The following is a 14,706-nucleotide window of genomic DNA, read 5'->3' as shown; positions in this document are numbered from 1 at the left end:
TGCATGGAGAGAGGCGATTTTATAGCCGAATTTAAGCAACAGACGCCCAAACTGATAGCCTTCTTTTCAAAGAAACTGAAAGCAGCGTCTTACAAAGGAAACAGGGAGGATGCAGCGGAACAGCTCCTGCAGTTCACCTCAGAAGCCGCCTACAGAAACAGTCTTAAAGAAAGTCTGAATGACTATACTACGAGTAAACTGATCTGGTTGAAAGCAGGCAATGTGTGGTCGGATTTTATGAAAAAAATCAGCAAACAAACAACCCATGCAGACCTTGACCTGGATAGCATATTACTCGACCCATCACCGGACCCACTGCAAAAATTAACTATACAGGAGGACCTGGAAAGAGTTAAAAAAGAAATCGGGGAAGAAGGCTGGGAAATACTAACAAGAAGAGCTGAAAAGACACCCTACAAACAACTGGCCGAGGAATATCAGACATCCGAGGGCGCCATGAAAGCAAGAGTATATCGTCTCCGGCTAGTGGCCCAGGCCATACTTGAAAAAAGAAAATGAAAATGTTGATTTAAATCGTTATCCTATGTTTAGTTGTGTTAATATAATTTTACTCAGGCAGATCCTGCAACAGCTGCATGAAAACGTTGCCATAGCGGATCATGAGCTGGCTGATCTTTATCAATACCTCTTTTACCGTGCCATGCCACTACCGGTGAAGCTTTCCGCCGAACTTCAGGAGTCGGCGGCATTTCTCAAAGAAATTATCGAAACAGAATCACTTACCTCCCCACTGGAAGTAGTCAATTATTTTGAATCGCGGAAAAAAGCAATCGGTCATTATATAGAAGCCATGATAGAAAGGGTGGACAAAGAGATGGCTGCCTCCGCAAATACACCGGCCGCCGACTGCAGTGTCAGCAACATTAACAGGCCCCTGGAGCAGTTGCTGCCCTGTTATGCGCTGGATGGAGAAGAGAGTAGGATGGTTTTACAGATGACACTACAGAAAAGGCATATGCTTTCAGATACTTTCCGGGCGACATTCCCGTAAATTTTTTGAAATCCTTTATCAGATGGTTCTGATCGTAATACCCCTGTTGCAACGCTATGCCCATAAAATCAACCGGCGCCCCATCCTGCAGCTGTACACAGGTTTGAAGAAAACGATACTGCTGCATATATTCTTTGGGAGAAAGACCGGTATAGCTGCGGAAGTTTCGCTCCAGCCATTTGTAACTGACACCTAGTAATCTTCCTAATTCCTGTACTGTAGACGGTTTCTCACGTTCACGGATATACGTGATGGCTTCTTCCAGCAGTCCGTTATGACTGGGCTGCCGGGGGAGCCGGGCCACTATAAAGGTTTCCAGCACTTTTATCTTGTCTGTGATACTTCTGGCGCCAGACATCAGCTGCAATAATAACATTCCGTCTTTGCCCGGCATATCCGGCAGACTGCAGATGCCCGCCCTACGTAACCGCTGTGGCAGCAACTGCCACAACTGATAAAACCATATCGGGTTAAACTGCACCACCAGCAGCGGTCCACAGTTTTGAGGCACCTGCAGCCAGGCCTTTTCCAGGTATGGACTGCTCACCCAGCCACCAGTAACCGTTACCGTGGTCTGTCCCATCGAAAAATGCAGCTGGTCATCCGTATGCGGCAGAAAAGCCATAGCCGGCATCCCATCACTGATAGCCAGACCATTCGCAGGCAGACTGCCCGCCGGCATGATATAAAAACCGGTTATCACCTGCGCCAGCGCAGCGCAGGGTGGTATCACCCTTATACTTTGCAGATATTGATATAAAGCCACCGGCATACCACAAAAATACATCAGCCTCCCAGGCCCCGGAAATAAATTAATGTCCAATATTTACTACCACCCCTTTCGGAAACATCTCACTTTTGTAATCAAAAATATGATCCTGCCAATAGTTGCCTATGGCCATCATCAGCTGCGCGCCCGCTGTAAAACAGTGTCCCCGGATTATCCACTACTTCCACAACTGATCACAAACATGTGGCAGACACTCTATGGCGCCAACGGTTGCGGACTGGCAGCACCACAGGTGAACGTGCCACTGCGCCTGTTTCTGGTGGAGAGCCAGTCCACTTTTGATCTGTTAAGCCCCGAAGAACAGACAGCCTTATTTCCGGAAGGCGCCGGTATCCGGGAAACATTTATCAATCCCGAAATAACCGCCCGCTCTGCGGAAACATGGGAAGAGGAGGAAGGTTGCCTCAGCATCCCCGGCCTCCGGGCCTCCGTCACAAGACCCTGGAGCATCACCATACGTTATGAAGATGCCGCCGGAACACAACATACCCGCACTTTTTCCGGCCTCACTGCCAGAATGATACAACATGAATACGATCATCTGGAAGGCCGTCTGTACCTCGATTACCTGGCGCCTATCAAAAGGAAATTAATGGCCCGTAAGCTGGAATACATCCGCACAGGCCGTTTCCATGCACCCTATCCCATGAAATAACTGTAACTTTCCGGCATGAAAATGAGCCAATACCTGCGGGAAGGAAAGTCAGAAAATTACCAGGATGCAGAAGCAAAGGGCCTCCTGAAAGCCGGGGCTGCAGCTCAACTGCTGTCAAAAAAATTCAACGAAAAAATCACGGCAAAGGAATTGGAACCTTTCTCTACAGAATGGCATCATGCCGGTATATTTAAATCAGGACATTCCCTCAAAGGAAAAAGAGTACACTTTTTTTCGGCGGCCGACCTGGAAAAAATAACGCTGGAGAAAATCATGGCCAACAGGACCAAAGCTGCTGCCAAAGCGGCTCCGGACACCAGTAAGGTACAGGGTTGGTTCCCACAGTATTTTCGTATGACCGATCCCGTGAGCAGACGTACCTTCAACAAACCTTTCATCGGAATTTACCAGGGACCTGCCCATAAAGCACCCAAAGGATTTAAAGCGTTGTCGGAAGAGGCTTTTGCACGTGCGGAACAACAAAGGGGCCGCGAACTAAAACCAGGACAAGAGCCTTCTTTTTAGGCATGTAATGTCTGGCTGAGTTGCCGGTATTGAGCAGTAAATACCGCTGCCGGCGCATATTTTTCCAACTGGTGCAGTATCTCCAGAAAAGGCTTTTTACGATAAAAACTCCGGGCCAGCTGCAGCTTGCGGTCGCTGTAATAAATGGTTACCTGCGGATCACTATACTTGCCTACTTTGGCCATATCAATACGGGTAATATCTCCCCAGCTGAACCGATGAGGTTTGAATCCTCCGGTGAAAACAACCATTTGGTTGTCCAGTACCAGCTGAAGGCGTGTATAGGCATACATGGACCAGCTCAGGAAAAAAAACGGCAGACTGAAAAAGATAAAACCCTGCGATTCCTTCTCTAAAAAAATCGAAGTGACAGCAATACCGAGCATCAGGGCACTCAGGATATAACAGCCTGCTTTAAATCCGCGGGGGATCGTAAATGATTCCTGCATCCTGCGAATATACGAAGGCTTGTAGTTTCACTGCTTTGTGTCTTACGTGAAAAAGTGTATCTTAATTATAGAAAATCATCCATGATATGAAAAGCTTGCCAACCTTGCCACTGATTGCAAAATTCGCAACAGAGCAGCCCCGCTTCAGTTTACTGGACCCGGTGCGGAACCGGATAGAGTTGATCGCCTTCTGCAGCATTTTCTGCTTTCTGTTCATGTATATTTTTCTGCCATTTAATATTAACATGTGGTATGAAGGACAACACCTGAGCCTGGCACCGCTATTCGGCATTTTCACTGTATGCGGGATGACCGCACTGGGCATATCCCAGTTCCTGCTGTTTAAATGGAAGTTGCGCCGCAAGCTGACAAACGCTACTTACCTGTTCTGGTTTTTGGGAGAAATTGCACTGGTAACTGCTATCGTGACTGCTGTAGATGTGTTGATCACCGATACCTTTTTTCTGACATGGGGCGAATTTGCTAATACCCTGCGTTATACTGCCCTCATCCTGCCCCTGCCATACCTGATATCGCTGCTATGGTTTTTTTCCAGGGAGAAGTGTGCGCAATTGAAATCACTGGAGAAAGAGGGGAGTCCGGCAGCAGTCATAACACCATCGGCGCCTGTGGCGGAATCCACCAGTGCCCGTTCCACAGCGGATACCTGTCTGCAGATCAGAGATGAACATGATAAGGTGGTATTGTCTGTTCACCCGGCCCGCTTACTGATGATCAAAGCAGAAGATAATTATGTGCATTTGTTTTATCGCAGTGGCCAAACCATCAGTAAGGAACTGGTCCGTACTTCCCTCAAAAAAATGGAGACCCAGTTAGCTGCAGTGGGTTTTATCAGAGCTCATCGTTCTTATCTGGTCAATATGTCAAGAGTGGTACTTTTTAAGAAAAATACAAAAGGACATTATCTGCATATAGAAGGACTGGAGGAAATGCCTGTTCCCGTCTCGGTTACTTACCTGCCTTTGTTTCAATCGGCCTTTAATGGCTCGTGAATGAGAGGGTGACGGACTGCCCGGTCATCCACCTAAAATCTCCCGGTCATTTTCACCCCGAATACTGACAGTTTCGCCCCAAATACGCTGTCAGCGGCCTTTTGCCACAAGTCTTTTTATTAATATCGCTGCTATCAACCTGTCTAAATTCCACCAGCCGATGTTAAAAAACTTGCTATCAACCATTATTTGTCTGATGGGACTTGTCCATCTGTCGCAGGCGCAGCAAACTGTCTCGGGAAATGTGCGCAATGCCACGACTAAAGAAGTAGTGCCCGCTGTTTCGGTCACTATGAAAGAAGCGCCTAATGGAGATTATACCAATGATCAGGGGAATTTCCGTTTTTCTACCAAAAGTAATTACCCGTTCACCCTTGTTTTTTCTTCTCTGGGATTTGAAACAAAAGAACTGAAAGTCACAGGCCCAGGTGCACTGAAAATAGAGCTCAGCCCCGCATCTGTATTAGGTCGTGAAGTGGTGGTGTCGGCCAGCAGGTCGGTACAAAAGAAAATAGAATCACCCGTGACCATCGAAAGAATCAGCACCAAAGAAATTATCAACTCACCCCAGCCCAGTTATTTTAACATGATCCAGGGCCTCAAAGGAGTAGACGTAACCACTTCCAGCCTCACCTTCACTACCATTACTACCCGCGGCTTCAACACCAGTGGCAACACCAACTTCACTCAGATTGTGGATGGGATGGACAACCAGGCCCCCGGCCTCAATTTCCCCCTCGGCACTGCCATCGGTCTCACCGAATTGGATGTAGACAACCTGGAAGTATTGTCAGGGGCTTCTTCTGCGCTGTATGGCTCCCGTGGCCTCAACGGCACCCTCGTCATGACCGGCAAAGACCCGTTTAAATACCAGGGCCTCAGCGCCCAGATCACCCAGGGCGTCAACCATGTCAGTAAAGGCAAGTCCAATGACCCTTTTGGACCATCACCCTACTACGACTGGACCGTTCGCTGGGCAAAAAAAGTAAGTGATAAGTTCGCCTTTAAAATCAATGTACAGTATATCCAGGCTAAAGAATGGATGGCTACGGATACCGCCAACACTAATGGTCCCGGTGGTCCGCTCACAGATCCCAATTACAATGGGGTGAACCTGTATGGTAGCAAAACATCTGTGGATATCAGCCCCTTCCTGCAAGCCGCCCTGGCCCAGACCCCGGAACTGGCACCCATCATCAACCCCATGCTCGAAAAGGGCAGCAACTATGTAGCCCGTACCGGTTATCCTGAATATGGTTACCTCAGCAACGATGCTAAATTATTAAAGGCCAATGCAGAGCTGCGGTATAAGATCAGGCCCCGGCTGGAGGCCATTATCTCCGCCACTTTTGGTAAAGGCAACGCAGTTTACAGTAATGATACCCGTTATGCCCTCACCAACTTCCGGCTGGGCCAATACCGTGCAGAGCTGAAAGCCGAACACTGGTTTCTCCGTGGTTATACCACCCAGGAGAATTCCGGTAATACCATCATTGCCAGTCCTACTGCGCAGCTGATCAACGAAGCCTGGAAGCCGAGTTTTAATGCCAGTACCGGCGACGGCTGGTATCCCCAATATACCGGCGCCCTGCTGGAAGCCATGGCCGCAGGTAAGAGTTTTCAGGATGCCAGCAGTATGGCCCGCAGTTTCGCAGACCAGGGCCGCCCCGATGCGTCCAGCCCTCTTTTTCAGCATCTGAAAGACAGTATCTCTTCCCTGCCCACTTCCAAAGGTGGTACACTCTTCCTCGACAAAAGCAAGTTGTACAACGTGGAAGCCCAGTATAACTTCTCCCATCTGCTGAAGTTCGCAGAACTCATCGCCGGCCTGAACTACCGTCTCTACCGCCTCGATTCCAAAGGGACCCTCTTCCCCGACAATGATGGCCCCATTGATGTGGCGGAGTATAGTGCCTATCTACATCTCACCAAAAAAATCATAAAAGATAAAATCAGTCTCAGTACGGCTTTCCGCTATGATAAAAATACACTCTTTGAAAAACCGCGTATCACTACCCGTGCTTCAGCGGTAGGGGAGGTCAACAGGGAAAGTTTTATCCGTTTCTCCTATCAGAATGCTTATAGCTTCCCGTCCAATATCCAGGCGCTGCAAAGTACGCCGGTAGACTATAACAGCTTTGCCTCCGGTGGCTCGTCCAGGCTGCTCAATGGCGTATACCAGTTCGACCGCTACCCGGCCTATACCCTGGAAAGCGTCCTGAAATACCAGAAGAGCAACAACCCGGCAGACCTGCAAAAGTTCGCTCTCAATGATATCAAACCTCAATCCGTAGATGCGTTTGAATTAGGTTATTCTTCCCTGATCGCCAAACGGGTTCTGATAGATGTACTGGGCTATTATGCCACCTGGAAAAACTTTATCGGTTATGTCAACGTGGCCAACACTCCCGGTACCGAAGATGTGACCGCCTTTAAAGACCACAGCACCTATATGGCTTACAACATCGCCTACAACGGAGCTGAAAAGGTGAATACCTACGGTTATGCTGCGAGCGTGAGTGTAGACATGTCACATAATTTTATGGCGAAAGTGAATTTTTCGTCTGACTTCTTGCTGAACCGGAACAACAGCCAGGTCAATAATTTCAATACGCCCAATTATAAATTCAATATAGATCTGGGCAACACCGGTTTTGGTAATAAGGAACGTTATGCTTTTAGTACCACTTTCCGTTATCGCCCTGGATATTTTTATCAGATAGGCTTTGGCAGCGGCACGGTGCCGGCTTCCGCCGTAATCGATGCCCAGATCAGCTACCGGTTGCTGAAGGCACATAGCCGGATCAAGCTGGGAGGTACCAATATCACCAATACCTATTACCGGAATGGGTTTGGTAGTCCGGCCATCGGCGCGATGTACTACGTCACCTATGCATACAACGTCTTTTAATCACTTTATAAAAATGGAAATCAAATGAAACGATATGTTCTGTATCATCTGTTAATGATAGCCCTGATAGGCTCGCTGGCTGCCTGCACGATGAGGAAGCCGGAAGACGTGAAGGGGTATAAAATAAGACTCTCCTTTGGTCCCGGTGAAGAAACCAAAATAGCGGAAGCATTTCTGTCTATAAAAGACAGCACCAGTATCTTCCTCAAAGCAGGAAAATACCGCTTCGATAATCTCAGTATTGCGCAGGTCAGTCATATTAAAATAGAAGGCGCCGGCCCCGACAAAACTATCCTGGACTTCTCCGCCCAGAGCCAGGGTGGTGAAGGTCTCCGCGTTACCGATGTGAAAGGATTTACTATCGCGGGCATGACACTGAAGGATTCAAAAGGAGATCTTATCAAAATAAATAAAAGTGAAAAGGTATTTGTAAGTTATGTGCACGCTGTCTGGTCAGTATCTGATTCCACTACCGGTGGTTATGCCATCTACCCAGTAATGTGTAAAAATGTGCTGATAGAAAACTGTTATGCGCAGGGGGCTTCCGATGCCGGTATTTATGTAGGACAAACAGACAGCGCTATCGTTCGTTACTGCAAAGCGTATAAAAACGTGGCTGGCTGCGAAATAGAAAATACTTCTCATGCGGAGGTATACAAAAATGAATTTTATGGTAATACCGCCGGCTTCCTGATCTTCGACTTGCCGGACCTCTCACAGCGGGGCGGACATGTAAAGGCTTATAACAACGACATCCATGAAAATAACGAAAGAAATTTTGCCAAAGCCGGCAGTTTCGGCTCTACCTGGGGGGTGGGTAATGCCGCCCCCGGCAGTGGAGTGGTGATCCTGTCTGCCTCCGATATTGAGCTGTACAACAACAACATCTTCAATAACAATTCCTGCGCCATCTCCGTGGTGTCCGGCTTTTTTATTGATCCCAATGCTGCCGCTAAAATGAATGACCACTATGACCCTATACCTAAAGACATTGTTATCCATAACAACGTGATGATCATGGCTGACACTTTCCCATCGGCGGTGTATGAACATCATACCGGTAAGATACTGGTAGCGATTGCAAAACAGCTAAAGGTCCAGGACCCTTCCCGCAACAAATCCAATCTGCCTTTCATCATCTACGATGGTATCACCAGTAATGTGCTCACCCACAAGACTGGCCCCAATCCGGATAACCTCTGTATCAAAGAGCAGGAGGAAGACCTGTTTGTGAATGCCGATGCATTACGGATGCAGACTAAAAAATGGCGTCCTTACACCGATGTGAGACCATTCCTTTGTAACCAATTGTAACTAGTTTTTGTATTTAAATTTTTTTCAGAGAGATGAGGAAGCCTTGTTTGCCGATTATCGCATTTGTTTTTTTGGTAGCCTGGCTGTATAGCTGTCAGCAACAGCCGGCCAGGCAACAGTCTGCCGTATTTGAGTTTAAGGAGAAGTTATCGGATTACGGATTTTTTACCGGAGCGCTGAAAGCGCTTACACCACGGAAAGGTGTGGTACATTATGAACTGTCTACTCCGCTGTTTACAGATTATGCGGTGAAAGACCGTTTTATAGTGCTGCCGCCGGGAACAGCTGCTACCTATACAGCCCACGGCCCGCTTGACTTCCCGGACTCCACTTTTATCATCAAAAACTTTGCGTATAACAATCCGCAACATCAGAAAGTGATGATAGAAACCCGGCTGCTGTTTAAAGATCCGGCAGATAAAAAATGGAAAGTGATGAACTATCTGTGGAATGAGCAACAGACCGATGCGGTAAAATGGATCATGGGTAAAAAGATTCCGATCACCTTACTGGATGATAATGGGGAAAAAGTTTCCACTGTATATCAGATGCCCAACACCAACGATTGTAAACGTTGTCATATTAATAACAGTGTGCTGACACCGATAGGTCCCAAGGCCCGTAATCTCAACTTTACGGTGGCAGGACAGGCTACGGGGCAGTTGCAGCAATGGGCTGCGAGTGGTTTATTACAGGGACTTCCAGCTACCGATGTGCCGCAGTTGCCCAACTGGAAAGACAGTGTACACTATACCGTTAACCAGCGTGCCCGCGCCTACCTCGATGTCAATTGTGCCCACTGCCATACTCGTGGCGGCGATGCCTTTAACACCGGCCTGTTCCTGGAATATGAACAGGCAGACAGCAGCCATCTGGGTTTTATGAAAGAACCCGTTTCCGCTGGAGGTGGCGCTGGTGGCCTCAATTATGATATTATCTCCGGTGATCCGGCGCATTCTATCCTCTTATATCGTATGAACAGCACCGAACCTGGTACCGCTATGCCAGAGCTGGCCCGCACCGTTGTGCATAAAGAAGCCATCACGCTGATAAGAGCATGGATCTCAACAACGGCTCATCAATAACTGGTGAATATTGTTTGATTTGTCCGCAGGTATCATGTACCTGCGGATTTTTTTATGGTGCTGCCTGAGCCATCTCCCGGATAGATACCCATTCGCTGGGGTTGTCTTTATCCCTGACATACACCACCATGGCTCTGCCATGTGATAGGGTAGGAGGTTCCCCGTTTTTAGGAGTTACCTTGATGGTGAAAATGCTGGTCTCCACGGCTGTGCCATCATGAATGACAAGGCTTTCCAGCTTGTGGTCTACAAATTCCATCCGGGCAGTGCGGAACATTTCCACGAGTCCTTTCTCCAGTGCCTGCCGTCCATCCACCACATTGTTGCCACCGAAATATTTAATGACGTGCGGATGATGAAACTTTACGAGTGCTGCCACATCGCCACGGGCAAAGGCATCCCGGATGGCCTGTGTGGTTTTTTTGAGCGATGCTATGTCAGCCTCATCTGAGGGGGCTTTAGTGGTACATCCTGCGAGGAGCAGTATTAATAGGAGGTTACCAATTATTTTCATAAGCGAAAAGGTTAGGGGAAGAAATTACTGATAAAAACAGAAAAAAATACACTTGTCGGTTTTGTTCTATTTTCCGGGCCCACTGCGTGCTAGTTTTGATAAAAAAAACGACAAGATGATGAAAGCAACAACTAATCAAGCGAAAGTCCTCATATTAGGTGGTACCGGTAAAACCGGCAGAAGAATAGCACAGCTCCTGAGCGAAAAAGAATGGCCCGTACAAATTGGCTCCCGTTCTGCAGATCCGGGTTTCGACTGGGAAAATCCTGCTACCTGGGAGCTGGTGCTGAAAGGAACAGAAGCTGTATACCTCAGCTATTACCCTGATCTGGCCGTTCCTGGTGCAGTAGATGCTATCAATACGTTCACGCGTACAGCTGTAACCTGCGGTGTGAAGAAGATCGTGTTGTTATCCGGCCGTGGCGAGAAAGAAGCAGAGGCCTGCGAAGAAATCGTGATGAATTCCGGAATAGACTGGACTATCCTCCGTTGTGCCTGGTTCAGCCAGAACTTCAGTGAAGGATATCTGCTGGAGCCGCTGCAGGCGGGGTTTGTAGCTCTTCCGGCCGGAGCGGTAGTGGAACCGTTTATTGATGCCGATGATATCGCTGATGTAGCGGTGGCCGCACTCACGGAAGAAGGTCATGCAGGGCAGCTGTACGAGCTTACCGGCCCGCGTTTGCTGACATTTGCTGAAGCAGTAGGAGAAGTGGCCAAAGCCACCGGTAAACCTATCCAGTACCAGGAAGTAAGCCTCGATGAATATAAAGCTATGTTACAGGAATATGGTATTCCGGATGATTATATCTGGCTGGTATCTTACCTCTTCTCTGAAGTGCTCGATGGCCGTAATGCCCATCTGTCTGATGGTGTACAGCGTGCCCTCAACAGAGCTCCCCGCGATTTCGCTGACTATGCCCGTGAAACTGCCGCTACTGGTATATGGAACCAACAATAATCTTTGTTGGAAAATGGAAACCATGCTGATGTAATGGATTACGGGAAGATCATATGATGGAATTTGGCATATGTTTTAGGGACGATGATGTTCCAATCGGGAAAATCCTTCCTTTAAAATCTTCCCGTAACCATTTTCCTTTTTTGATCAATAATATTTAATTTATTGGTAATCAATTGTTTTTGAAATTTTTCGTAACTTTTTCCGTTTTGCGTAAATGCTTTTCCCGATTCGCCTCGGCCAAAAACTCATCTTGGGGTTCCTTTGCAAAAAAATTACAGAGGTGAAGCATTTATACTTGATTATTGGTTTTGTTCTGATGAGTATTGCGGTGATGGCCCAGAATGGCGTTATTAAAGGCAAAATCAAGACTGCAGACGGAGAGCCGGCGGCTTTTGTTACGGTAGGACTCAAAGACACTAAAAGAGGAACAGTAACCAATGAAGACGGCACCTTCACTGTTAAAAATCTTAAACCTGGTACTTATACCATCGTAATATCCTGCACCGGTTGCCATAAAATTGAGCAAACGATCACTGTAGAAGCTGATAAAACAGCTGAAATGAACTTCGATTTACAGACTACTTCCAGCCAGCTGAATGAAGTAGTAGTAGATGGTACCCGCACCCGCACTATCAACCGCAGACCGGTATCCATCGGTAAACTGCCGGTGCCGGTGATGGACCTGCCCCAGAGTGTGGCCATTATTGGTCATGAAGTACTGGAAGATCAGCAGGCACAACGTCTGAGCGATGTGGTGAAAAATGTAAACGGTATTTACATGGCCTCTCAGCGTGCTGGTACACAGGAAACCTTTAACGCCCGTGGTTATGGTTTCTCCAGCACCAATATGTTTAAAAACGGTACCCGTGTTAACTCTGGTGCCATGCCTGAAATGAGCTCCCTTGAAAGAGTGGAAATCCTCAAAGGCAGCGCAGCTATCCTGTATGGTAACGTTGCACCGGGCGCGGTGATGAACATGGTTACCAAACAACCTAAATTCAACTTCGGCGGTGAAGTGAATCTGAGAGCAGGCAGCTACGGCCTCCTGAAACCAGCATTCGACGTATATGGTCCCATCTCTTCCAAAATTGCTTACCGTGTAAATGGTACCTTCGAAACAGCTGACAGCTACCGCGATCAGGTACATTCCAAAAGATACTATATTAACCCGTCTCTGTTGTTCAAACTCAGCGACCGCACCGAACTGCTGTTACAGGGCGATTACCTGAAACACGATTTTACTCCTGACTTCGGTCTGGGTTCTTTCGCTGATACTGTGATCAACAAGGCTCCCCGCAACACCTTCTACGGTGCCCCCTGGCAGTATGCACATACGCAGCAAAGCACTGCTTCTGCCAACATCAAACATAAATTCAATGAAAACTGGTCTATCAATGGTCTGATTTCCTACTCCAAATACGCACGTGATTACTACGCGATTGAAAGAATCCAGGCATCTGCCAATGGCGACTGGAATCGTCCACTCGGAAGAAACGCTACCAACGAAGATTATTATGCAGCTCAGGTAGACCTGACCGGTAAATTTAAAACCGGAAGCGTAGAACATACCGTGCTGGCTGGTGTAGATGCGGATCGTTACCTGACTGGTACTTATGCTTATAAGATCCCGGCTACCTACGATATCATCAATATCTTTGATCCTGCTAAATACACCCGTCGTACAGACATGCCGGGCGATACGTTGTCAACTGTAAATAACGTACCTATCAACAGAATAGGCGCTTATGTTCAGGACCTCGTGAGCATCTCCGAAAAACTGAAAGTACTGGCTGGCGTAAGAGTATCTTACCTGCAGAGTGAATCACCGGTTCTTTACGATTTCATCAAAGGTGGTAGTAAGCCAGGTGCCTCCAGATACGACAATGCTGTGTCTCCCCGCTTTGGTATCGTATACAAACCAATTCCAACCACTGCTGTGTTTGCAAGCTATTCCACCTCCTTTACGCCTAACACCGGCCAGGATATCTATGGAGAGAATGTTAAACCTTCTATCATCCAGCAATATGAAGCAGGTGTGAAAAATGATTTCTTCAAAGGACTGTTATCTGTAAACCTGACAGCTTACCGCATTCGCAACAACAATTATGCACAGACAGCACCATTTAAGGCAGATGGCACCACTATTAACACCGATGCTAACGTTAAATCGCTGATCGGTGAAACCCTCAGCCAGGGCGTGGAACTGGACATCGCCGGTCATCCGCTGCCAGGTCTGGACGTAATTGCCGGTTATAGCTACAACAGCATGACGGTAGAAAATACTCCTAAATCTCAAGGTTCTGTAATAGCCGGTCAGAGACTGGTGGGTAACCCTAACCATACTGCCAACGCCAGCGCATTCTATACCTTCCAGCAGTCAGCTGTGAAAGGCCTGAAAGTAGGTGCCGGATTCTACTATATCGGTCAGCGTTATGCCGGCTGGAACAATACAGTAGGCCAGAAGCTGATTCCAGCTGACCGCCTGATTTCCGTACCTGGATATTCTACGCTCGACCTCAGCGCTGGCTACACTTTCAAACGTTTTGCTGTAATGGGTAAAGTTTCCAACGTTACCAATACTTACAACTTCTACGTACACGAAAACTACAGCATCAACCCAATACCACCTACCCAGTTTGTAGGTACCGTTTCATACAAATTCTAAGCGGATACAGTTTTATACAATGAAAGGGCGTCTCCAACAGGAGATGCCCTTCGTCTTTTTTGGGAACTTTTACCAGTAACGCAAACTTTTTTCAGCAGGAACTGTTATGCTATTCTGACCGATAAATCAATTTCCCATGATGCGTTCCCTCAAATATTGTAGTATAGCCTTATTGCTGTTAGCGGGCTGTAGGGCTCATCACCACAGAGATTCCTGCGAAAGCTCTATCCCCCTGAAGGTATCAGATGCACTTCCTGAAATTGGTAAGTGGATGTACGAAAGCGGTTCGCACAATGATAAACCTGCACAGTGGCTGGGTTTTAAACTCAACCACAAAACCCTGTATGAACCGATTAATCTGATCATCGTTGATACACTCTCCACTTCAGAAAATGCTTCCCGCACGCTGATGGAAAAAAGATTTGGCACTGCAGGATTCAATGCCCGTCCCGGCCATACTGCAGCCTATAAAGGTAAAATGGACAACCAGGATTTTACGCAGCTGCCGGATACATCCAGCAACAAGGCTTTTTCAAATTATCTCTGGACGTTCACCAACGATCATGCACGCCTGTTTGGACCATATCTTAAAGATGGCATCTACTTCTGGATCGGCGCTGCTAGCAGGGAGAGAGGGCTGTCTCACGAATACGTCACCTTTAAAGCGGCAGAAAAAGAATTCGAAGATAAGCTGGTGAAGTTTGCTGCGGTGAAAAGGCTGGGGTGTTATAACCTGCACAATACACAAAACAATGAAACCGATACTACCGGTGACCATGACGGGTTTGCGGTGGTATTACAAATCCGGTAAT

The 14,706-nt window shown here is 47.5% G+C and carries 13 protein-coding genes; 10 read left to right on the top strand and 3 right to left on the bottom strand.

The features are described 5' to 3' along the window. Positions 1–3: 3 nt before the first annotated feature. Positions 4–519, top strand: a complete 516-nt coding sequence (locus DF182_RS03435; RefSeq protein WP_113614278.1) for an RNA polymerase sigma factor — start codon at positions 4–6, stop codon at positions 517–519. 365 nt (positions 520–884) lie between these two features. Here the strand turns inward: DF182_RS03435 and DF182_RS03430 are convergent, their stop codons facing one another. Continuing rightward, positions 885–1,784, bottom strand: coding sequence for a helix-turn-helix domain-containing protein (locus tag DF182_RS03430; RefSeq protein ID WP_161964036.1), 900 nt, complete (start codon positions 1,782–1,784; stop codon positions 885–887). Positions 1,785–1,884: 100 nt separating this feature from the next. Between DF182_RS03430 and def the strand changes: the two genes are divergently transcribed. Both def and DF182_RS03420 read left to right on the top strand, forming a co-directional pair. After that, the gene (gene def / locus DF182_RS03425) at positions 1,885–2,457 is read left to right on the top strand and encodes a peptide deformylase (protein ID WP_113616758.1); all 573 of its coding nucleotides are present in this window, start codon (positions 1,885–1,887) and stop codon (positions 2,455–2,457) included. A 15-nt stretch (positions 2,458–2,472) separates the two neighbouring features. Next, complete coding sequence (locus DF182_RS03420) at positions 2,473–2,982, top strand: hypothetical protein (protein ID WP_113614276.1); 510 nt, start codon at positions 2,473–2,475, stop codon at positions 2,980–2,982. On the opposite strand, the gene DF182_RS03415 is transcribed toward DF182_RS03420, so the two are convergent. Continuing rightward, positions 2,979–3,431 (bottom strand): hypothetical protein, encoded by a 453-nt coding sequence (locus tag DF182_RS03415; RefSeq protein WP_113614275.1) that lies wholly within the window; start codon positions 3,429–3,431, stop codon positions 2,979–2,981. The genes DF182_RS03420 and DF182_RS03415 overlap by 4 nt on opposite strands. An 86-nt stretch (positions 3,432–3,517) precedes the next feature. Between DF182_RS03415 and DF182_RS03410 the strand changes: the two genes are divergently transcribed. The 4 genes from DF182_RS03410 (at position 3,518) to DF182_RS03395 (ending at position 9,754) form a co-directional block, all read left to right on the top strand. Next, a complete protein-coding gene (locus DF182_RS03410) occupies positions 3,518–4,444 on the top strand; it encodes a LytR/AlgR family response regulator transcription factor (protein WP_113614274.1) in 927 nt (308 codons plus the stop codon). 160 nt (positions 4,445–4,604) lie between these two features. Further along, a complete protein-coding gene (locus tag DF182_RS03405; RefSeq protein ID WP_113614273.1) occupies positions 4,605–7,355 on the top strand; it encodes a carboxypeptidase-like regulatory domain-containing protein in 2,751 nt (916 codons plus the stop codon). A 24-nt stretch (positions 7,356–7,379) separates the two neighbouring features. Next, on the top strand, positions 7,380–8,669 hold the full coding sequence (locus tag DF182_RS03400) for a parallel beta-helix domain-containing protein (protein WP_113614272.1): 1,290 nt from the start codon (positions 7,380–7,382) through the stop codon (positions 8,667–8,669). Positions 8,670–8,701: 32 nt separating this feature from the next. Then, on the top strand, positions 8,702–9,754 hold the full coding sequence (locus DF182_RS03395) for an SO2930 family diheme c-type cytochrome (RefSeq protein ID WP_113614271.1): 1,053 nt from the start codon (positions 8,702–8,704) through the stop codon (positions 9,752–9,754). A 52-nt stretch (positions 9,755–9,806) separates the two neighbouring features. Here DF182_RS03395 and DF182_RS03390 read toward each other — a convergent pair whose 3' ends face one another. Continuing rightward, positions 9,807–10,268 (bottom strand): YybH family protein, encoded by a 462-nt coding sequence (locus DF182_RS03390; RefSeq protein ID WP_113614270.1) that lies wholly within the window; start codon positions 10,266–10,268, stop codon positions 9,807–9,809. Between the two features lie 115 nt (positions 10,269–10,383). Here DF182_RS03390 and DF182_RS03385 point away from each other — a divergent pair, with 115 nt between their 5' ends. The 3 genes from DF182_RS03385 (at position 10,384) to DF182_RS03375 (ending at position 14,705) form a co-directional block, all read left to right on the top strand. Then, positions 10,384–11,226 (top strand): NAD(P)H-binding protein, encoded by an 843-nt coding sequence (locus DF182_RS03385; RefSeq protein ID WP_211327041.1) that lies wholly within the window; start codon positions 10,384–10,386, stop codon positions 11,224–11,226. Between the two features lie 283 nt (positions 11,227–11,509). Then, on the top strand, positions 11,510–13,894 hold the full coding sequence (locus DF182_RS03380) for a TonB-dependent receptor (RefSeq protein WP_245957364.1): 2,385 nt from the start codon (positions 11,510–11,512) through the stop codon (positions 13,892–13,894). A gap of 136 nt (positions 13,895–14,030) precedes the next feature. After that, positions 14,031–14,705, top strand: coding sequence for a hypothetical protein (locus DF182_RS03375; protein WP_147243331.1), 675 nt, complete (start codon positions 14,031–14,033; stop codon positions 14,703–14,705). Position 14,706: the final 1 nt, after the last annotated feature.

The organism is Chitinophaga flava (assembly GCF_003308995.1).
Classification (GTDB): Bacteria; Bacteroidota; Bacteroidia; order Chitinophagales; family Chitinophagaceae; genus Chitinophaga; species Chitinophaga flava.
Note: the sequence above shows the minus strand (reverse complement) of the source record. Positions and strands in the feature narration are given on the sequence as shown.